The 19598-nt window shown below is 72.0% G+C and carries 14 protein-coding genes, 1 tRNA gene and 1 pseudogene; 11 read left to right on the top strand and 5 right to left on the bottom strand.

What is annotated here, in order from left to right; genetic code table 11:
* Positions 1 to 6 precede the first annotated feature (6 nt).
* The 3 genes from OG867_RS19555 to OG867_RS19545 form a co-directional block, all read right to left on the bottom strand.
* Entirely contained in the window at positions 7 to 1020 is a 1014-nt protein-coding gene (locus OG867_RS19555) for a cellulose-binding protein (RefSeq protein WP_406287036.1), read from the bottom strand.
* A gap of 197 nt (positions 1021 to 1217) precedes the next feature.
* Entirely contained in the window at positions 1218 to 3683 is a 2466-nt protein-coding gene (locus tag OG867_RS19550; protein WP_328900543.1) for an SUKH-4 family immunity protein, read from the bottom strand.
* A 5-nt stretch (positions 3684 to 3688) separates the two neighbouring features.
* Positions 3689 to 4666 (bottom strand): SMI1/KNR4 family protein, encoded by a 978-nt coding sequence (locus OG867_RS19545; protein ID WP_328900544.1) that lies wholly within the window; start codon positions 4664 to 4666, stop codon positions 3689 to 3691.
* A 304-nt stretch (positions 4667 to 4970) separates the two neighbouring features.
* On the opposite strand from OG867_RS19545, the gene OG867_RS19540 reads away from it, so the two are divergent.
* Together OG867_RS19540 and OG867_RS19535 are read left to right on the top strand one after the other, a co-directional pair.
* Positions 4971 to 5504 (top strand): YwqJ-related putative deaminase, encoded by a 534-nt coding sequence (locus OG867_RS19540; RefSeq protein ID WP_073968573.1) that lies wholly within the window; start codon positions 4971 to 4973, stop codon positions 5502 to 5504.
* 8 nt (positions 5505 to 5512) lie between these two features.
* Entirely contained in the window at positions 5513 to 6037 is a 525-nt protein-coding gene (locus OG867_RS19535) for an SUKH-3 domain-containing protein (protein WP_328900545.1), read from the top strand.
* Between the two features lie 63 nt (positions 6038 to 6100).
* Here the strand turns inward: OG867_RS19535 and OG867_RS19530 are convergent, their stop codons facing one another.
* Complete coding sequence (locus tag OG867_RS19530; protein WP_406287033.1) at positions 6101 to 7444, bottom strand: sensor histidine kinase; 1344 nt, start codon at positions 7442 to 7444, stop codon at positions 6101 to 6103.
* A 155-nt stretch (positions 7445 to 7599) separates the two neighbouring features.
* Here OG867_RS19530 and OG867_RS19525 point away from each other — a divergent pair.
* From OG867_RS19525 to pth, 6 genes and pseudogenes are all read left to right on the top strand, one after another.
* Positions 7600 to 8451, top strand: a pseudogene (locus tag OG867_RS19525) (hypothetical protein).
* A 29-nt stretch (positions 8452 to 8480) separates the two neighbouring features.
* A tRNA-Gln gene (locus tag OG867_RS19520) sits at positions 8481 to 8553 on the top strand.
* A 109-nt stretch (positions 8554 to 8662) separates the two neighbouring features.
* Positions 8663 to 10111, top strand: coding sequence for a bifunctional UDP-N-acetylglucosamine diphosphorylase/glucosamine-1-phosphate N-acetyltransferase GlmU (gene glmU, locus OG867_RS19515; protein ID WP_406287031.1), 1449 nt, complete (start codon positions 8663 to 8665; stop codon positions 10109 to 10111).
* 120 nt (positions 10112 to 10231) lie between these two features.
* Positions 10232 to 11206: a ribose-phosphate diphosphokinase gene (locus tag OG867_RS19510; protein WP_018524797.1), complete on the top strand. Its 975-nt coding sequence runs from the start codon at positions 10232 to 10234 to the stop codon at positions 11204 to 11206.
* Positions 11207 to 11408: 202 nt separating this feature from the next.
* Positions 11409 to 11990 carry a 50S ribosomal protein L25/general stress protein Ctc gene (locus OG867_RS19505; protein ID WP_328900549.1) on the top strand — a complete coding sequence of 194 codons (582 nt, stop codon included), beginning with the start codon at positions 11409 to 11411 and terminating at the stop codon, positions 11988 to 11990.
* A gap of 112 nt (positions 11991 to 12102) precedes the next feature.
* The gene (gene pth, locus OG867_RS19500) at positions 12103 to 12696 is read left to right on the top strand and encodes an aminoacyl-tRNA hydrolase (RefSeq protein ID WP_328900550.1); all 594 of its coding nucleotides are present in this window, start codon (positions 12103 to 12105) and stop codon (positions 12694 to 12696) included.
* A gap of 141 nt (positions 12697 to 12837) precedes the next feature.
* Here pth and ppc read toward each other — a convergent pair whose 3' ends face one another.
* Positions 12838 to 15567, bottom strand: coding sequence for a phosphoenolpyruvate carboxylase (ppc, locus tag OG867_RS19495; protein WP_328900551.1), 2730 nt, complete (start codon positions 15565 to 15567; stop codon positions 12838 to 12840).
* A gap of 334 nt (positions 15568 to 15901) precedes the next feature.
* Between ppc and OG867_RS19490 the strand changes: the two genes are divergently transcribed.
* From OG867_RS19490 to OG867_RS19480, 3 genes are all read left to right on the top strand, one after another.
* A complete protein-coding gene (locus tag OG867_RS19490) occupies positions 15902 to 16885 on the top strand; it encodes a fatty acid desaturase (RefSeq protein ID WP_328900552.1) in 984 nt (327 codons plus the stop codon).
* Positions 16882 to 17568, top strand: coding sequence for a TetR/AcrR family transcriptional regulator (locus OG867_RS19485; protein ID WP_328900553.1), 687 nt, complete (start codon positions 16882 to 16884; stop codon positions 17566 to 17568). The genes OG867_RS19490 and OG867_RS19485 overlap by 4 nt, the downstream gene beginning before the upstream one ends.
* A gap of 179 nt (positions 17569 to 17747) precedes the next feature.
* The gene (locus OG867_RS19480; protein WP_406287027.1) at positions 17748 to 19490 is read left to right on the top strand and encodes an FG-GAP repeat domain-containing protein; all 1743 of its coding nucleotides are present in this window, start codon (positions 17748 to 17750) and stop codon (positions 19488 to 19490) included.
* Positions 19491 to 19598 lie beyond the last annotated feature (108 nt).

The raw sequence follows: 19598 nt of genomic DNA, 5'->3' as shown, positions 1-19598 counted from the left end.
GGCCCCTCAGCCGCGGGCGTGCTCCTGCGCGGGTACCCGCGCGTCCTCCTGCGAGGATTCCGGCGCGGGCTCCACCGCGGGCTCCACCGCGGGTTCCGGCGCAGGCTCCGCCGCGGATTCCGGCGCGGATTCCGCCGCCGGGGACACCCGTCCCGTCAGCGCCGCGAGCGAGCTGCGTACGTGGGCCATGTGGGCCTGGACCTCCTCGCGGCCCTCCTCGTGCTCCCGCAGGACGCGCTCGGTCTCCCGCACCACCCGCTCCTCGCGCACCCGCGCCCGCGCGATCAGCTCGGCCGCCCGCGCCTCCGCGTCCTCCTGGCCGTGCCGCGCGGCCTCCTCCGCCTCCGCCCGGGCCCGGCGCGCGGCGGCGAGCTCCGCCTCCGCGCGCTCCGTCAGCCCGGCATGCTCCGCCGCCTGCGCCGCCTCGGCTTCCGCGAGCTCCCGCTCCGCCGCCTTCCGGCGCTCGGCATGCTCCTGCTCCTGGTGCGCCAGCACGCTCACGGTACGGCTGCGGGTCGCCGCCCTCGCGGACTCCGCCTCCTCGCGCAGCCCGGCCGCCTCCGTACGCGCCGCCTCCAGCGCCTCACCGGCCGCCGCCTCCGCCACCCCCACCAGCTCCCCGGCCGCGCTCTCCGCCGCCGCCCGGACCGCCTCCGCGTCCGAGCGCGCCTCGCCCCGCAGGGCCCGGGCCGCCGTGTCCGCCTCGTCCCGGAGCGCCTGCGCCTCCTCGCGCGCCGCGCCCAGGAGCGCCCCGGCCTCCTCCTCCGCCAGCGCCAGGATCCGCCGCGCCCGCTCCCCCAGCGGCCCGTAGTCCGGCGGGGCCAGCCGCGCCACGGCCTCGTCCAGCCGGGCCGACTCCGCCGCCAGCTCCTCCGCGCGCTCCGTCAGCCGGGCCACCCGGGCCACGGCCTCGTCGCGCTCCGCGGACAGGTCCGCCACCGTGCGGTCCACCTGCTCCGGGCGGTACCCACGGCCGCGCACACCGACGAACCCGTACGCGGACCCCGGTGCAGAACTCATCCCTGACGCCTCTTTCCGATCATCCCGGCTGCGATGCTCCGGCCATCGAGCATGAGGTCAAGGATGCGGCAATTGGCCGGGAAGTCTGAATCGATGCGGCGCTTTCCGGACGGAAGCGACCGGCATCACATACGGGAAAGGCGTGGTGCCCGGCCCCTTTCGGGGGGGCCGGGCACCACGCCTCGCGTAGGGAACGGTCAGATCAGCCCGTCCCACATCTGTTCCAGCAGCACCGACCACCAGCTCTCCGGCGACGCCAGCGCCGCCGGGTCCAGCGCCACCAGCTGCGCCTGGAAGTCCACCGTCCAGCGGCCCGCCTGCTCCGGGTTCAGCCCGTACCGCAGCCGCCACATCCGGCCCAGCAGCGCCATGCAGCGCACGAACTCGGGCAGCCCCGTGTTCACGAACTGCGGCGGCACCGGCGCACCGCCCGGACCCGCCTCCACCGGCACCGCCACGATGTGCGCGGTGCCGTACTGGACGCAGATCGCCCGGCCGAAGTCCGAGCCCATCACCAGATACGACCCCGCGTCCGACGCGGGCTGCACCTGCCGCTGGGCCGCCAGCTCCGCCAGCGTCGGAACCACCGGCTGACCCGGCTGCGCCCAGAAGAACGGCCCGAAGTCGGCGGGCAGACCCGCCCACACCAGGGTCATCGCCACGACCTCCGGCACGCCCTGACGGGACACCGCGCGCTGGTCGAAGCGGAGGACACCCTGCGGACCGAAGGTCTGCATCATCTCCTCGGCCAGCGCCTCCGGCGGCACCTGCGGCGCGGGCTGCATCTGCGGCAGCGGCGCCCGCACCGGCGCGGGCCGCGCGGGACCGTCCGCCACCTGGTGCAGCTCGCCCTGATGCGTCAGCAGATGCTGCATGCCCTGCTGCCGGCTCGCGTGATCCGTGCCGTACGGGGCGACGGAGGTGATCCGCACCTGCGGCCAGGTCTCCCGGATCATCCGGGCGCAGTAGCCACCGGGCAGCTCACAGGACTCCAGCTCCGTGTGCAGCTCGATCACCTGCTGCGGCGGTACGTTCATCGCCCGCAGCTCGTGCAGCATCTGCCACTCCGGGTGCGGCGTACCCGGCGCCGAGCGGCGGATCAGCTGCTGCTCGCTGCCGTCCGGCGCCCGGAAGCGCAGCACCGCCTGGTAGCCCGGACCCACGGTCGGCTGACCGGCCGGCGCCTGCGGATAGCCGTACGCGGGCGGCGCGCCCATCGGCGGCCCGGGCGGACCGGGCGGACCCGGCGGTTGCGGCGCGCCCGGACCGGTCTGCGCCGGCCCCGCGAGCATCGTCGCCGCGTGATGCACCCCGCCCGGGCCAGGCGGAGGCGTCGCCCCCTGCGGCGGAGGCGGCTGCTGCCCGACGGGCGCACCGGGGACTCCGGGCGGGCCGGGCGGCTGGGGCGCGCCCGGCACACCCGGCGGGCCGGGCGGCTGCGGGATGCCCGCGCCGGACGACGCGTCGGCGAACATCGTGGCCGCCTGGTGCACCCCGCCCCCCGCGGGCGGCGCCGGCGGACCGGGCGGCTGCGGGGCGCCGGGCGGGCCCAGCTGGGAGACGAGCTGCGTCGGCACATAGCCGCCCGCGGGCGCGCCGGGCGCACCCGGGCCCGAGGGCGGCGGCACCGGGGCACCCGGCCGGGCGCCCGGGGTACCGGGGGCACCGGGCGGCGGCGGAGGCGTGCCCCCGCGCGGGCCGCGCGGCGCGATGGCCGCCTTGCTCGTCGCGGCGTCGGCGATGTCCCCGGCCCCGTGCCCGCCGGGCGGACCGGGAGGCGGGGTGTGCTGGGCCGGGGGCGGCAGGTGCTGGGCGGGCGGGGGCGTGTGCTGCCCCGGGACCGGCGGACCGGGCACGGCGGTCCCCGGCACGGGCGGACCCGGCACCGGCGGACCCACCGGCGGGCGCTCGCCGCCCAGGCTCGGCGCGATCGCGGTCTTCGGCAGCGCGCTGCCGCCCGACATCAGCGCCGTCGGCGCGTCCGCCGGGACGACCGGGGGCAGCTCCTCCTCGTCGTCGGCGCCCGACAGCGGCGGCGCGAACACCGTCGCCGGGAGCGCCACCCCCGCGTCGTCCGAGTCCGCGTTCACATCGGTCCCCGCCCACGGCGTGGCCCCGACGGGCGGCTGGAGCGAGGACGCCGGCACGCCGTCCGAGGCGGTCGGCTCGTACGCCACCGGACCGCCCTGCGAGGGCGTCGAGGGCGACGGGATCGGGGCGGGCGGCGGGAAGGACGACGGGGCCTGGGGCGCGGGCGGCGGGGTGTCGTCCCGCTCCGCACGCCGGTCCGGGATGCCCAGCTTGTCCGCCGCGTCCTGGAGCCATTCCGGCGGGCTCAGCAGGAACGACGTCTGATTCAGGTCCACCCGCTCGGGCGGCGCCGGGGCGGCCGGCGGAGCCTCCTGCGAGCCGTACTCCTCCTCGTACCGCCGGATCACCTCACCGACCGGCAGCCCGGGCCACAGCGTCGCCTCGCCGCTGTCCCGCGCGATCACCAGCCGCTGCCGGCCGCCGTCGGACACCGGTCCGTCCGGGCGGTCCTCGGCCCACACCACGAATCCGAGTTCGAATTCACGTACGCGCACCTCGCGATGCTGGTACGCCGGAACGTCGCCGTTCACCCACTCTTCAGCACGCTCCTGCGCCTGAGCGAAGGTCACCATCGCGCTCACCCCTCCACCGGGACGGCCTGCGCGAAGCCGCCGTCCACCATCAGGTTCGCCACCGTCTCCAGCTCCGGCGGATTGCCCGCCAGCCGCTGGAGGAACGCGTCGAAGTCCTCACCGCACGGCAGCAGCAGCCGGTCCACCCGCTCCTGCACCGTCCAGCCGTCACGGTCCCGGGCATCGTCGTACGGGCAGAACCACACCGAGCCCAGGGCCTCGCCGCGCACCTTCACCGCGAGCAGACCGCCCTGCACGAAGGCGACGCCGAGGTAGTCCTTCGTCAGGTGGTCGCGCAGGCACTTGTTGACGTACACCAGGTCGTTCACGGCGGCCTCCTCGCGCACCGTGAAGAACGGCTGGTCGATCAGGAGACCCAGCTCCGCGTCGAGCGCCGTGCCCACCGGGGCCGAACCGCCGGCCGCCTTCAGGAACGAGCGGTACGCACCCGGCAGCCGGTACCCGAGGTCCTCCTCGGCACCCAGGATCTGCTGCTCGGTCACCGCCACGGCGCCCTTGGGCAGCCGGAAGTGCGCGGGGCGCGTCTCCTGGAGCGGGCGCGTGCCCCGCTTGTCCTGGTCGACCTCCGTGGACGCGAGCCCGCCGTGGTGGCGCAACAGCGCCTTCACCTCGACCGGGACCAGCTCCATCCGGCGGCCGCCCGGCACGTGGTGCCAGGTCCAGCCGTGCGGCGTCGCGACCGGCGGGATCGTGTCCCACAGCTCGTGCCCGGCCTCGGCCAGCGCCGCGTTCGCGGACACGTAGTCCGTGAGCCGCAGCTCGTCCACACCGAAACCCTGCGGAGGCTCCGCGATCTCCGCCGCGGCGCGCGCGTACGGCCCGAAGTCCGGACAGCCGTTCTCGTCCATCCGCACCCCTCTCGGGTGTCGGGACGCCCGGACCGGGTCCGGGAAGTGCACGAGCTGCCCGGCGTAGGCCGCGTTCGGTGGCGCGGCTTGCTGCCCGAGCCGACCTGTCGTCATGGCGGTTGCCCCCTGCTGCGTCTGGCTGATGAGGACCGACCTGCCCAGGAGGCGGTCCAGGCACAGCCTAAGCGGTGTCACCCGTACGGGGACCGGCCCCGCCATCCCTAGGCCAGAACCGTCACCAAACGTCACACCGGAGTGACGGAAGAGCGACGGGAGCGCCACCGAACCGCGACACGCAGACACGTTTCGGCGACCCAGCTTTCACAGGACCCGACACATTTGGCAGGCTGTCACCCGCATACACGGGGGCGTGCACACCAGGCAGCGGCCGCTGCGGGCACGGGAGGGACACAGCACCATGCACACCGCACACTCTGCACAGACCGTCACGACCGGGGACCCACGACTCAGCTGGAGCAGCACCGAGAAGGGCCCCGCGCCCCGGCTCGGCCAGCGCCGCGACGGCATCCTGCCCGCCGTCGCCGCCGCCCTGTCCGTACGGGGCGAAACGCTCACCTGCACCGCCGGCAAGGGGGACCAGCCGCCCGTCCTGCACCACCTCGTCCAGGACTTCCTGGACACCCTCCCCAGCGCGCAGCGCGAACGGTTCACCGGCCGCTGCCCCGAGGCCATACTCCTCTCCCGGCACCTCACCGCCGCCGAGGCCGGGCGCTCCAAGCGCGCCCAGCGCAAGCCCCTCACCAACGGCGAGGCCCGCCGCGCCCTCAAGCACGCCCGGCTCACCGCCCGCCGCATCCGCGAGGACGGCGACCCGCTGCACGGCAGCTACGCGGCGCCCTGCCGCTCCTGCGCCGTCATGCTCGCCCACTTCGGCGTACGCCCGGTCGACCTCACCGCGAGCGGCGCGGCCACCACCGCAGAGAAGAGCTGACCGCGCCCATGCACGACCAACCCGACCTGCCCCGGCAGACCGGCCCCGACCGCCAGTCCGCCACCCGCTTCCCCGTCGCCGTCGACGCCTCCCTGCGGGCCGCCGGCTGGGCGCCCGGGCGCTGGGACATCCGCCAGGCCGAGGAGTGGGCCGACGCCCTGCGCTCGCACGCCTCGCCCGCCGGGCACCAGCACGCCGTCTTCCCGGCGGCGGTGGAGGCGTGGGCCGAGTTCGGCGGCCTCCGCATCACCGCCACCGCGCCGGGCCGCCAGATCGCGCCGCCGGCCGTCCGCATCGACCCGCTGAGCGGGCTGCATCTGGCCCGCACCCTCGGCGACCTCGGCCGCGCGCTGGCGACCGAGGTCGCGCCGCTCGGCGAGGAGGGGGACGGGCAGGCCGTCCTGGCGATCGACCTCGCCGGGCGGGTGTACTCCATCGACCACACCGGGGACTGGTACCTCGGCCAGGACATCGACACGGCGCTGGCGACGCTGGTGACGGGGTTGCAGCCGGAGCGGTTGGTCTCGGGCTGAGCCGGGGTCTCCGGCGCGCCGGTTCACGCCGGGTGGGCGGTCACCACCGCCACGGTTCCGTCCTCAAACGCCGGACGGGCTTGGAATGCCACCGCCGGACGGGCTCGGGATGATGCCGCCGTCCGGCAGCACCGCCGAGACCCTGAAGCCGCCCGCGTCCGTCGGGCCCGAGACGAAGACGCCGCCCAGGGCGAGGACGCGTTCGCGCATGCCGACCAAGCCGTTGCCGCCGCTGGGCAGGCCCGCGTCCGCCGTGGCCGCGTCCGTCGGGCCGTTCTCCACCTGCATGGCGACCTCGGCGCCCCGGTGCGCCAGCCGCACCCACGTCTTCGCGCCCGCCGCGTGCTTGTGGACGTTGGTCAGGGCCTCCTGCACCACGCGGTACGCCGTCTGCTCGACCTCGGGCGCGTACGCGCGGGCGGAGCCCTCGACGGAGAGCTCGACGGTCATGCCGGCGGCGCGCGACTGGCCGACCAGCGCCTCCATCTCGTTCAGCCGCGGTCCGTCCTCCGCCGCGGCCTGGGCCGCCCGGCCCACGGAGGCCAGCGGCACCTGCTCCATGCGGGCCGGCGCCGGATCACCGGTGCGCAGGACGCCCAGCATCTCGCGGAGCTCGGTGAGCGCCTGGCGCCCCATGTCGCCGACGAGGGCCGCGTTGCGCACGGCCTTCGCGGGGTCCTTGGGCGCCACGGCCTGGAGCGCCGCCGCGTGCACGACCATCAGGCTCACCCGGTGGGCGACCACGTCGTGCATCTCGCGGGCGATCCGGGTCCGCTCCTCCGTACGGGCCCACTCGGCCCGCTCCTCGGCCCGGTCCGCGAGCAGCGACAGCTCCCGTTCCAGGGAGTCCGCGCGTTCCCGCAGGCTCTCCATCAGCCGGCGCCTGGCCCCTATGTACAGCCCGAACAGCACGGGCGGGGCCGTCAGCCCGACGGCCATGAAGAGGGACAGCATGGGCACGTACCAGTCGCCGGGCCCGAAGTCGGCATTCTCGTCGACGCCCTGGCGCAGCCGTACGTACGTCACGATGAACGTCCCCACCAGGGACATGCTCATCAGCACCGCGGTGATCCGCCGGGGCACCTCGGACGCGGCCAGCGTGTACAGGCCGACGAGGCCCATCAGGAAGCCCATCTCGGCGGGCGTCGTCGCGATCGAGACCAGCACCACGGCGATCGGCCACCGCCGCCGCACCAGCAGCACGGCCCCCGCGATCAGCCCGAACACCACCCCGAACGGCACCGGAAGCCCGGTGTCCCCCGCGAAGTCCACCCCTTCGAGCCCGCACTCCAGCGCCGAAACGAGCGCGAGCCCCCCATCCAGCGCGACACTCCGCCGCCGCTCCCACCACCAGTAGCCACGGGTGGTCGGACCCGCCGCTTCCCGGTCTTCCCCCGTTGCGGTCATGGCATCCAGCGTACGGGCGGCCGCATCCCATTTTCGGGTGACCTGCACAGCACGTCGTACGTTCGATCGGAGACCGAATGAGGAACAACCGCCCGAAATAACGAATCGACCGCCCATTCGACCCGGACGTCCGGATTCCGGACAACGCTTTGCGCATGACGGAAATCACGAGCAAGTACGCGGATTTCGAGGGCCTGCGCGAACGGGCGGTGGCGTTACGGCGGGAGGGGTTGAGCCGCCGCCAGATCCGGGACCGGCTGCACGTCGACAACAACGACATCCTCAACCGCCTGCTGGAGGGCGAGCCGCCGCCTGAGTGGACGAAGCGCCCCAACGCGAAGGACGACCTGCGGGCGAGGGCGCGGGAGCTGCGTCTTGAGGGGAAGACGTACGACCAGATCCAACTGGAGCTGGGGTGCTCGAAGGGGTCGATCTCGTTGTGGGTGCGGGATCTGCCGAAGCCGCCGAGACGCTCACGTGCGGATGCCTCCGCCATCGCCAGGCGAGGGTGGGAAGCCACCCTTGAGCGGCGCGAGGCAGAGCGTCAGCAGACCAAGCGCGACGCGGCGGCCGAGATCGGCACGATGGCCGAGCGGGAGTTGTTCATGCTCGGGGTCGGGCTCTACTGGGCCGAAGGCACCAAGGCCAAACCTCACCGGCTCCAGGAACGGGTGACGTTCACCAACAGCGATCCGCACATGATCCGCGTCTTCCTGGCGTGACTCCGCCTCTTGAATGTCTCGCCCGAGCAACTTCGGTTCCACGTGCACATTCACGAGTCGGCCGATGTGCCGGAAGCCGAGCGATTCTGGAGGGAGGAAGTCGGCCGGTCCGGCTCATTCGGCAAGACCACGCTCAAGAAACACAACCCCACCACCAACCGCAAGAACACGGGCGAGCATTACCACGGCTGTCTGGCGGTACGCGTGAACAAGAGTGCGGACCTATACCGTCGCATCGAGGGCTGGTGGTACGGCATAGTGGAAGCCACGCCTCTGACCGGTTGACGAATTGTCCGGTTTTACGGCGTTTGCCATCCCCTATGGTGTAATGGGTTAACACGGGTCACTTTGGATGACTTGTTCCAGGTTCGAGTCCTGGTAGGGGAGCCCATGCGCGCGGGCCCCGACCGATCCGGTCGGGGCCCGCCCCCATGTCCGGCCCGACACCCCCCGGTATCCTGCGGATGTCCGCCACCCGAAGCCGAAGGGCCTATCCGTGAGCTCCGTACGCCCGGCAGCCGTCGTCGTCCTCGCAGCGGGTGAGGGCACCCGCATGAAGTCGAAGACCCCCAAGGTTCTGCACGAGATCTCCGGGCGCTCGCTCGTCGGTCATGTCGTCGCCGCCTCCCGCGAGCTGGACCCCCAGCACCTCGTCGTGGTCGTGGGCCACGCGCACGAGCAGGTCACCGCTCACCTCACCGGCGCCGACGCGCAGGTGCGCACCGCCTACCAGGCCGAGCAGAAGGGCACCGGGAACGCGGTGCGGGTCGCGCTGGACGAGCTGGGCGGGGCCGTCGAGGGCACCGTCGTCGTCGTGTGCGGGGACACCCCGCTGCTGTCCGGCGAGACGCTGGCCGCGCTCGCCGCCACGCACACCACCGACGGCAACGCCGTCACCGTGCTCAGCGCCGAGGTCCCCGACTCCACCGGCTACGGGCGGATCGTGCGCGACGCGGCGAGCGGCGCGGTCACCGAGATCGTGGAGCACAAGGACGCGAGCGACGAGCAGCGGGCGATCCTGGAGATCAACTCCGGGGTGTTCGCGTTCGACGGGAAGCTCCTCGCCGAGGCGCTCGGACAGGTGCGGACGGACAACAGCCAGGGCGAGGAGTACCTCACCGACGTGCTGTCGATCCTGCGCGGGGCCGGGCACCGGGTCGGCGCCTGTGTGGCGGGCGACCACCGGGAGATCCTGGGCATCAACAACCGCGTCCAGCTGGCGGAGGCCCGCCGGCTGCTGAACCAGCGGCTGCTGGAGCGCGCCATGACGGCCGGTGTGACCGTGGTCGACCCCGGCTCGACGCTGATCGACGTCACGGTCACCTTCGAGCGGGACGCGATCGTGCACCCGGGGACCCAGCTGCTGGGCGCCACGCACCTCGCGGAGGACGCCGAGGTCGGCCCGAACTCGCGGCTGACGGACACCGTCGTGCACGCGGGCGCGCGGGTGGACAACACGGTGGCGGACGGCGCCGAGGTGGGCCCGGGCGCGCTGGTGGGCCCGTACGCCTACCTGCGGCCGGGCACCAGGCTGGGCCCGAAGGCCAAGGCGGGGACGTACGTCGAGATGAAGAACGCGACGATCGGCGAGGGGACCAAGGTCCCGCACCTGTCGTACGTGGGCGACGCGACCATCGGCGACCACACCAACATCGGCGCCGCGAGCGTGTTCGTGAACTACGACGGGGTGGCCAAGCACCACACGACGATCGGGTCGCACTGCCGTACCGGGTCGGACAATATGTTTGTGGCGCCCGTCACGGTCGGGGACGGGGTTTACACCGCCGCCGGTTCGGTCATCACGAAGGACGTGCCGTCCGGTTCGCTGGCCGTGGCCCGGGGCCAGCAAAGGAATATCGAGGGCTGGGTGGCGCGCAAGCGTCCCGGGAGCGCCGCCGCGCAGGCGGCTCAGGCGGCGGAGGAGAGGCCGGCCGGCGAAAGCTGACCGGAAACAGGTGCGTCCAGCACCGCGTACCGTGATAGATGCTCACCCCATTTCGGCTGGCTCGTTGCACATCGGGACATCTGCGTGCGGCGCCAGGAACACGTCTGAGGAGACTGTGCTGTGACCGGGATCAAGACGACCGGCGAGAAGAAGCTGATGCTCTTCTCCGGCCGCGCCCACCCCGAGCTGGCCGAGGAGGTCGCGCACCAGCTGGGTGTCGGCCTCGTGCCGACGAAGGCTTTCGATTTCGCCAACGGTGAGATCTACGTCCGCTTCCAGGAGTCGGCGCGTGGCGCGGACTGCTTCCTGATCCAGAGCCACACGGCTCCGATCAACAAGTGGATCATGGAGCAGCTGATCATGCTGGACGCGCTGAAGCGCGCGTCGGCCCGTTCGATCACGGTGATCGTGCCGTTCTACGGCTACGCCCGCCAGGACAAGAAGCACCGCGGCCGCGAGCCGATCTCGGCCCGTCTGATCGCGGACCTGATGAAGACGGCGGGCGCGGACCGCATCCTCACCGTCGACCTGCACACGGACCAGATCCAGGGCTTCTTCGACGGCCCGGTGGACCACCTGTTCGCGCTGCCGATCCTGGCGGACTACGTGGGCGCCAAGGTGGACCGTTCCAAGCTGACGATCGTCTCGCCCGACGCCGGCCGCGTGCGCGTCGCCGACCGCTGGTGCGACCGCCTCGACGCCCCGCTGGCGATCGTGCACAAGCGCCGTGACAAGGACGTCGCCAACCAGGTGACCGTCCACGAGGTCGTCGGCAATGTGAAGGGCCGGGTCTGCGTCCTGGTCGACGACATGATCGACACGGGCGGCACGATCTGCGCCGCCGCCGACGCCCTGTTCGCGCACGGCGCCGAGGACGTCATAGTGACGGCGACGCACGGTGTGCTCTCGGGCCCCGCGGCGGACCGCCTGAAGAACTCGAAGGTCAGCGAGTTCGTGTTCACGGACACCCTGCCGACGCCGGGTGAGCTGGAGCTCGACAAGATCAAGGTGCTCTCGATCGCTCCGACGATCGCCCGCGCGGTGCGCGAGGTCTTCGAGGACGGCTCGGTCACGAGCCTCTTCGAGGAGCAGTAGGAGCAGCGGGACCGGGCGGTACGTGTACCGCCGTTGATCCACTTTGGGGTGCGGCCTCCCCGCCGGGTAGACTCAGCGAGTTGCTCGGCGAGGGAGGCCGTACTCATGTACGGCGATCCGTTATCGGCGCGCTCTTCGTAGCAGGCCAGTTTGTTGGCCGGGTGACCATCCGTTCTTCCGTCACCTCACGAGGAGTGCCACCATGGCCGAGATCAAGCTCGCCGCCCAGGTCCGTACCGAGTTCGGCAAGGGTGCCGCCCGTCGCGCGCGCCGTGCCCAGCAGGTCCCCGCGGTCGTCTACGGCCACGGCGCCGAGTCCGTCCACATCACGCTTCCGGCCCACGAGCTGCAGCTCGCGCTCCGCACCGCCAACGTGCTGATCGGCCTGGAGCTCGACGGCAAGGACGCCCTGGTCATCCCGAAGGCCGTCCAGCGCAACCCGCTCAGGGGCGACATCGAGCACGTCGACCTGCTGACCGTGAAGCGCGGCGAGAAGGTCAACGTCGAGGTCGCGGTGCACGTCGAGGGCGACCTGGCCCCCGGTGGCAACCTGCTCGAGTACGTGCAGAACACCCTCCTGGTCGAGGCCGAGGCCACCCACATCCCCGAGTCCGTCACGGTCTCCGTGCAGGGTCTGGACGCCGGCGCGTCGGTCCTCGCGAAGGACATCCCGCTGCCCAAGGGCTCCGTGCTCGCCGGTGACGAGGACGCCATCGTGCTCCAGGTCGTCGCCCCGCAGGCCGAGGAGCCGGCCGACGCCGAGGGTGCGGGCGAGGAGGGCTGAGTCCCGTCCCGCCTGCTTGACTGACGGGGCGGTGGTCTCCCTTGCGGGAGCGCCACCGCCCCGTTTTGCCGTCCACGCCGCTGTACGCGTACGAACGAGGAGACTTCGCGCGATGTCCGACGCCACCGACCCCTGGCTGATCGTGGGGCTGGGCAATCCCGGCCCCGAGTACGCGGCGAACCGGCACAACGTCGGTTTCATGGTCGCCGACCTGCTCGCCGAGCGGATCGGCGGGAAGTTCAAGCGCGCCCCGAAGGCGCAGGCGCAGGTGCTGGAGGGCCGGATCGGTCCGCCGGGACCGCTGAGCCGCCGGGTGGTGGTCGCGAAGCCGATGTCGTACATGAATCTGTCCGGGGGTCCGGTGACGGCGCTGCGGGACTTCTACAAGGTGCCGCTGGACCATGTGGTGGCGGTCCATGACGAGCTGGACATCGATTACGGGACGCTGCGGCTGAAGCTGGGCGGCGGGGACAACGGGCACAACGGGCTGAAGTCGATGACGAAGGCGATGGGCCCGGACTATCACCGGGTGCGGTTCGGGATCGGCCGGCCGCCGGGGCGGATGCAGGTCGCGGACTTCGTGCTGAAGGACTTCTCGTCCACGGAGCGCAAGGAGTTGGCGTTCGAGGTGGACCGGGCGGCGGACGCGGTGGAGTGCCTGCTGGCGGAGGGGCTGGAGCGGGCGCAGTCCGCGTACAACACCTGAGTGGTACGGGCCCGGCTCGACCGGTCGTACGGCTCTGGCGAGGGATCTGGGCCAGGGCGGGGCATCCTCGAAGGAACCTGGTGAACGTGCGACGGGGCGCGGGGAGGATTCCCCCGCGCCCCGTCGTCGTGCGGTGCCGGGTCAGCCGGTGTTGCGGAGGCCCGCGGCGACACCGTTGACGGTGAGCAGCAGGGCGCGGGCGAGGAGCGGGTCCTCCTCCTCGCCGGCTTCGGCGGCCTGGCGCTGGCGGGCGAGCAGGGAGACCTGGAGGTAGGAGATCGGGTCCAGGTAGGCGTCGCGGATGGAGAAGGTCTGCTGGAGCACCGGGTTGGTGTCGAGCAGCTTCTCGCCGCCGGTGACGCGCAGGACCTCCTGCACGGTGAGGTCGTGCTCGGCCTCGATGGCGTCGAAGACGTGCTTGAGCTCGTCGGGGACGAGGGTGTCGACGTAGTGCCGGGCGATGCGCAGGTCGGTCTTGGCGAGGGTCATCTCGACGTTGGAGATGAAGTTGCGGAAGAAGTGCCACTGCCCGTGCATCTCGTCCAGGACCGTGTCGAGGCCGGCCTCGCGCAGGGCCTTGAGGCCGGAGCCGACGCCGAACCAGCCCGGGATGATCTGGCGGGACTGGGTCCAGCCGAAGACCCACGGGATGGCGCGCAGTCCGTCGAGCGAGACACCGGAGCCGGGGCGGCGGGAGGGCCGCGAGCCCAGGTGCAGGTTGCCGAGCTGGTCGACCGGGGTGGAGGCGAGGAAGTACGACGGCAGGTCGGGGTCCTCGACCAGCTTGCGGTAGGCGGCGTGGGCGGCGTCGGAGACGGTGTCCATGGCCGCGTCCCAGCGGGCCAGGGCCTCGTCGGACTGGCGGGGCGCGGTGTGCAGGGCGGACGCCTGGAGGGTGGCCGCGACGGTCAGTTCCAGGTTCTCCCGGGCGAGCGCCGGGATGAGGTACTTGTCGGAGATGACCTCGCCCTGCTCGGTGACCTTGATCTCGCCCTCCAGGGTGCCCCAGGGCTGGGCGAGGATCGCGTCGTGCGAGGGGCCGCCGCCGCGGCCGACGGTGCCGCCGCGGCCGTGGAAGAGGCGCAGCCGTACGCCGTAGCGGTGGGCGACGTCGCGCAGCCGGCGCTGGGCGCGGTGGATCTCCCACTGGGAGGTGGTGATGCCGCCGAACTTGGAGGAGTCGGAGTAGCCGAGCATGACCTCCTGGACGTCGCCGCGCAGGGAGACGAGGCGCCGGTAGGAGGGGTCGGCGAGCATCTCGTCCAGGATGACGTCGGCGGCGCGCAGCTCGTCGGTGGTCTCCAGGAGCGGGACGATGCCGATCTCGGCCCAGCCGGCGTGGAGGTCGAGGAGGCCGGCCTCGCGGGCGAGGACGGCGGCGGCGAAGACGTCGTCGGCGCCCTGGCACATCGAGATGATGTAGGACTCGATGACCTCGGGGCCGAAGCGCTGGAAGGCTTCCTTGATGGTGTGGAAGACGCCGAGGGTCTTCTCGCCGGCGGCGTCGAGCGGGGCCGGGGTGGGGGCGAGGGGGCGGCGGGAGCGCAGTTCCTTGGCGAGGAGCTTCTGCCGGTAGTCGCGGGGCATGTCGGCGTAGCGCCAGGATTCCTCGCCGAGCCGGTCGAAGAGCTGGCCGAGGGCGTGGTGGTGGGCGTCGGCGTGTTCGCGGACGTCCATGGTGGCGAGCTGGAGGCCGAACGCGGAGAGCGTGCGGATGGTGCGGTCCATGCGGCCGTCGGCGACGATGCCGGCCTTGTGGCGGCGCAGCGAGTCCTGGATGAGGGCGAGGTCGCTGATGAGTTCGGCGGTGCCGAGGTAGTCGCAGCCGGGGCGGTGGGGGCGGCCGGAGGCGAGGCGCTCGCGGGTGTTGACGAGCTTCTGGCGGATGCAGGTGGCCTTGAGCCGGTAGGGCTCCTCGGCGTTCAGCCGCTTGTAGCGGGGGCTGATCTCGGGGAGGAGGTCCAGGTCGGCCTGGAGGGAGGCGAGGAGTTCGTCGGTGGCGCCGGTGTAGCGGATGGAGTTGGAGAGCAGTCCGCGCAGCTGGTCGACCAGTTCGAGGGCGTCGGTGATGCCGTGCTCGTGCTGGAGGATGAGGACGTCCCAGGTGACCGCGGGGGTCACGTTGGGGTTGCCGTCGCGGTCGCCGCCGATCCAGGTGCCGAAGGTGAGGGGGCGGGTGCCGGCGGGGAGTTCGACGCCGACGCGCTCCAGTTCGGCGGCCAGGTCCTCCAGGACGTCGCCGACGGCGTTGGCGTGCAGCTCGTCCAGGTAGTAGATCGCGTTCCGGGCCTCGTCGGTGGGCTCGGGGCGTACGACGCGGAGTTCGTCGGTCTGCCAGATGAGGTCGATGTTCTCGGCGAGGCGGAGGTCCTGGCGGCGGCGGTCGGCCTCGATGACCGGGGTCTCCAGGAGGGCGCCGATGCGGCGGAGCTTGTTGAGGACGGAGCGCCGGGCGGCCTCGGTGGGGTGCGCGGTGAAGACGGGGCGCACGTTGAGGTTCTTGACGGTGGCGCGCAGGTGCTCGGGGTCGGCGTCCTTGAGGCGGTCGGCGGTGCGGGCGAGCAGGCCGCCCTCGGCGGACCGGCGGTCGCGCATCTCGTGGGCGCGGTGGACCTGCTCGGTCACGTTGGCCAGGTGGAAGTAGGTGGAGAAGGCGCGGACGAGCTTGGCGGCGGTCTCCAGGCCGGTGTCGCCGAGGAGCTCGGCCGCGGCCTCGCCGTCGGTGCGGGTCAGGGCGCGGACGCGCTCGACGAGGTCGAGGAGTTCCTGGCCCTCCTGGCGTACCAGGGTCTCGCCCAGCAGGTCGCCGAGACGGCGGATGTCGGCGCGCAGCTCGGGGCTGGCGGCGGGGGTCTGGTCGGCACTGCTCACAGTGTGCGGCTCCTTGCAGTGGTGGTGCACGGGACCCGGGACCGCGGTCGGCGGATGCCGACGCCACCCCGGAAAGCAGGGTGCGGACCGCGCTGTCCGACCTCTCCAGGATAGGTGTCCGTGCTTTCGGTGCTGTTCGCGCCCCGGACGGCCGTCCATGTGGGGTGGGGTTCCGGCCGGGGTACGCGGTGTGTGTCTACCCGGTATTCGCGCGTCTGTGCGCGGTGTTTCGCCCTCTCGTGGGCGGGCCTTCGCGCTGCCATACTTACGAGGCCGTAGGTTACGGGTGCGTAACCCGACTGTCCGTCCCGTTCTCACCCCCAGGGGACTCCCCATGAAGACCAGCCCCGATGTGATCGAGGCCGCCGCCCCGGCGGCCGGTGATCAGGCTCCTCCCTCCGCCACGCTCGGCGGGGACAACAAGCGGTCGATCGAGCAGATCGCGCTCCTGCTGTTCATCGTCCTGCCGTTCGTGGCTCTGGTGGCGGCAGTGCCGCTGGCCTGGGGCCGCGGTGTGAGCTGGCTCGATCTGGGTCTGCTGGTGGCGATGTACTTCATCGGCTGCCACGGCATCACGATCGGCTTCCACCGGTACTTCACGCACGGCTCGTTCAAGGCGAAGCGTCCGCTGCGGATCGCGCTCGCGGTGGCCGGTTCGCTGGCTGTCGAGGGTCCGCTGGTGCGCTGGGTGGCCGATCACCGCAAGCACCACCGGTTCTCGGACGCGGACGGCGACCCGCACTCGCCGTGGCGGTTCGGCGAGACGCTGCCGGCGCTGCTGAAGGGCCTGTGGTGGGCCCACATCGTGTGGATGTTCGACGAGGAGCAGACCCCGCAGCAGAAGTACGCGCCGGATCTGATCAAGGACCCGGCGATCCGCCGGATCTCGCGCCACTTCATGACCTTCACGATCATCTCGCTGGCGATTCCCCCGCTGGTCGGCGGGCTGGTGACGATGTCCTGGTGGGGCGCGGCGACCGCGTTCTTCTGGGGCTCGCTGGTACGGGTGGCGCTGCTGCACCACGTGACGTGGTCGATCAACTCGATCTGCCACGCGGTCGGCAAGCGCCCCTTCAAGTCCCGCGACAAGTCCGGCAACGTGTGGTGGCTGGCGATCCTGTCCTGCGGCGAGTCCTGGCACAACCTGCACCACGCGGATCCGACGAGCGCGCGGCACGGCGTGATGCGCGGTCAGATCGATTCGAGCGCGCGTCTCATCCGCTGGTTCGAGCAGGCCGGCTGGGCGTACGACGTGCGCTGGCCGGACGAGGCCCGTATCGAGTCCCGGCGCAACCGCGCGGCGGCCGACGCGGCATGATGGACGATGTGGCGACCGACTCCAGCGCAGGCAGCGAGAACACCCGTGCACCCTCGTCCCGGCGCGCTCGCCGGGTGCGGATGACGGGGAAGGAACGCCGCGAGCAGCTGCTGGACATCGGTCGCACCTTGTTCGCCGACAAGGGCTTCGAGGGCACGTCGGTCGAGGAGATCGCGGCCCGGGCGGGGGTGTCGAAGCCGGTCGTCTACGAACACTTCGGCGGCAAGGAGGGGCTGTACGCGGTCGTGGTGGACCGGGAGATGCGCCAGCTCCTGGACATGGTGACCAGCGCCCTGACCGCGGGGCACCCGAGGGAGCTCCTGGAGCAGGCGGCGTTCGCGCTGCTGGACTACATCGAGACGTACACCGACGGCTTCCGCATCCTGGTCCGGGACTCGCCGGTCGCCCAGTCGACGGGCACCTTCGCCTCCCTGATCAGCGATATCGCCACCCAGGTCGAGGACATCCTGGGCCTGGAGTTCAAGGCCCGGGGCTTCGATCCGAAGCTGGCCCCGCTGTACGCGCAGGCGCTGGTGGGCATGGTGGCGCTGACCGGCCAGTGGTGGGTGAACGCGCGCAAGCCGAAGAAGGCGGAGGTCGCGGCCCATCTGGTGAACCTGGCCTGGCACGGTCTGGAGAACCTGGAGTCGAAGCCGCGGCTGATAGGGCACCGCAGGAGCTGACGGCCGAAGCAGTGTTGTTTCATCGGTAAACCACTTCAGTCCCGGCAGTCACAGTTGTAGAGTCTGTGAACATCCCGGGAATGCCTCACCCTGCGTGTGACGCACTTGTGAAGGCCGTTCTCCCGGTTCCACCACGTACCCCTGGGGGGGCTTTGACTTCTGTGGAACCCGGCCGCGCCATGCCCGCACGCTCGAAGCGTGCGCGGCGGCTTGCCGCCTGCACCGCACTCGTTCTCTCGGCCGGCATGCTGCTGGCCGCTCCGGCTTCGGCCGATGACGCGGCGCCCGCGCCGCACCGCACCGTCCAGCCGCGTGTGCCCGCCGTCGACGCGCAGCCCACGCTGACCCTGCCCGCGCCCACCGCGAAGAAGAAGTCGCGGGCGGCGGGCGCCGAGGGCGCGAAGGCGGCGGTCGTTCCCGCCGCGCCGCGTTTCGACGTGGACGGCGACGGCCACAGCGACACGTTGTACCGCGGTATCGACGGGCACTATTACCTCATTCCGGCGAACGGGGCGGACTCGTACGAGTTCATCGTGAACGCCGGTGACTACGAGGAGCAGCTCAAGGACGTCATCACGCCGGGCGACCTGAACGGCGACGGCAGGCCCGAGCTGCTCACCCTGTCCGCGGGTGGCAAGCTCTCGATCCACCAGCTCCTGGGCACCAGCACCGCCGGCTACGCGGACTGGGCCGGGACCGGCTGGCAGAAGTACAACAAGGTCGTCGCCGCCGGTGACCTGACCGGCGACGGCCGCGGTGACCTGCTCGCCCGTACGCCGTCCGGCGACATCTACCTGTACGCGGCCACCGGCAACGTCAGCGGCGCGCCCTTCAAGGCCGGCGTCAAGGTGGGCTACGGCTGGGGCTCGTACGACCAGATCGTCGGCGCGAGCGACGTCAACGGCGACGGGATCGGCGACCTCTACACCCGTACGCCGGCCGGTGACCTGTACTACTACGCGGGCACCGGGAAGGCCACGGCGCCGTACAAGGCCCGCGTCAAGGCCGGCTACGGATACGACACGTACAACCAGATCATCGCCACGGACGACTACACCGGCGACGGCCTCGGGGACCTGATGGCCCGTACGCCCGGCGGCACGCTGTACTTCTACGAGTCCACCGGCTACGGCACCTTCCTCAAGCGGTCGGAGGGTGGCACCGGCTGGAACGTCGCGTCCCTCTTCGCGGGTCAGGGCGGCAACCCCGACTTCGGCAAGAACGATCTGATGGCCCGCACCAAGGGCGGCACGCTCTACTGGTACTACGCGAAGAACAACGGCAAGCTCAGCGCCCGCGTGAAGGCGAGCGACAGCGGCGGCTGGGCCGGGGCGAGCATCAACTTCCCGTCGTCACTCGACAACGACGGCCGCGCCGACCTGATGGAGACGTACAACGGCACGCTCTACGACGAGGGCACGGGCCTCGGCGGCGGCTGGAGCGGCTACACCGCCCTGGTCGGCCCCGGCGACCTGAGCGGTGACGGCAAGGGCGACCTGCTCGGCCGCACCAAGTCCGGCGACCTGTACCTGTTCAAGGGCAACGGGCTCGGCACCAAGCTCGCGTCCAGGATCAAGGTCGGCTACGGCTTCAACACGTACAACAAGATCGTCGGCGCCGGCGACCTCAGCGGTGACGGCATCGCGGACGTCGTGGCCCGCGACACCAAGGGCAACCTGTACCTGTACAAGGGCACGGGCAGCGCCACCAAGCCGCTCAAGGCGCGCGTCAAGCTCGGCTACGGCTACAACACGTACAAGCAGTTCGCGGCCCCGGGCGACCTGGACGGCGACGGCAAGGCCGACCTGGTCGGCGTCGACGGCAAGGGCAACGTGTACCGCTACTCGTCCACCGGCACCGGAAAGATCAACAAGCGGGTCAAGATCGGCTACGGCTGGGACATCTACAACGGCCTCTACTAGGCCCCGCGAGCACCTGGCCCCAGCGCCCCGTTCCCATGGTTCATGGGGGCGGGGCGTTGTAGAGTCTGTGCACATCCCGGGAATGCTTCACCCTGCACGTACCGTGCC

The sequence above is a fragment of the Streptomyces sp. NBC_00209 genome (assembly GCF_045206345.1).
GTDB lineage: Bacteria > Actinomycetota > Actinomycetes > Streptomycetales > Streptomycetaceae > Streptomyces.
The sequence above is the reverse complement of the archived record's forward strand: the minus strand, read 5'-3'. Positions and strand labels throughout refer to the sequence as shown.

Bases quoted from the DNA above. Each gene is read 5' to 3' on its own strand.
- OG867_RS19530 (WP_406287033.1), bottom strand. From the start codon at position 7,444: ATGACCGCAACGGGGGAAGACCGGGAAGCGGCGGGTCCGACCACCCGT.
- OG867_RS19540 (WP_073968573.1), top strand. From the start codon at position 4,971: ATGCACACCGCACACTCTGCACAGACCGTCACGACCGGGGACCCACGA.
- pth (WP_328900550.1), top strand. From the start codon at position 12,103: ATGTCCGACGCCACCGACCCCTGGCTGATCGTGGGGCTGGGCAATCCC.
- OG867_RS19485 (WP_328900553.1), top strand. From the start codon at position 16,882: ATGATGGACGATGTGGCGACCGACTCCAGCGCAGGCAGCGAGAACACC.
- OG867_RS19545 (WP_328900544.1), bottom strand. From the start codon at position 4,666: ATGACGACAGGTCGGCTCGGGCAGCAAGCCGCGCCACCGAACGCGGCC.
- OG867_RS19550 (WP_328900543.1), bottom strand. From the start codon at position 3,683: ATGGTGACCTTCGCTCAGGCGCAGGAGCGTGCTGAAGAGTGGGTGAAC.
- OG867_RS19535 (WP_328900545.1), top strand. From the start codon at position 5,513: ATGCACGACCAACCCGACCTGCCCCGGCAGACCGGCCCCGACCGCCAG.
- OG867_RS19480 (WP_406287027.1), top strand. From the start codon at position 17,748: ATGCCCGCACGCTCGAAGCGTGCGCGGCGGCTTGCCGCCTGCACCGCA.
- OG867_RS19490 (WP_328900552.1), top strand. From the start codon at position 15,902: ATGAAGACCAGCCCCGATGTGATCGAGGCCGCCGCCCCGGCGGCCGGT.
- OG867_RS19555 (WP_406287036.1), bottom strand. From the start codon at position 1,020: ATGAGTTCTGCACCGGGGTCCGCGTACGGGTTCGTCGGTGTGCGCGGC.
- OG867_RS19505 (WP_328900549.1), top strand. From the start codon at position 11,409: ATGGCCGAGATCAAGCTCGCCGCCCAGGTCCGTACCGAGTTCGGCAAG.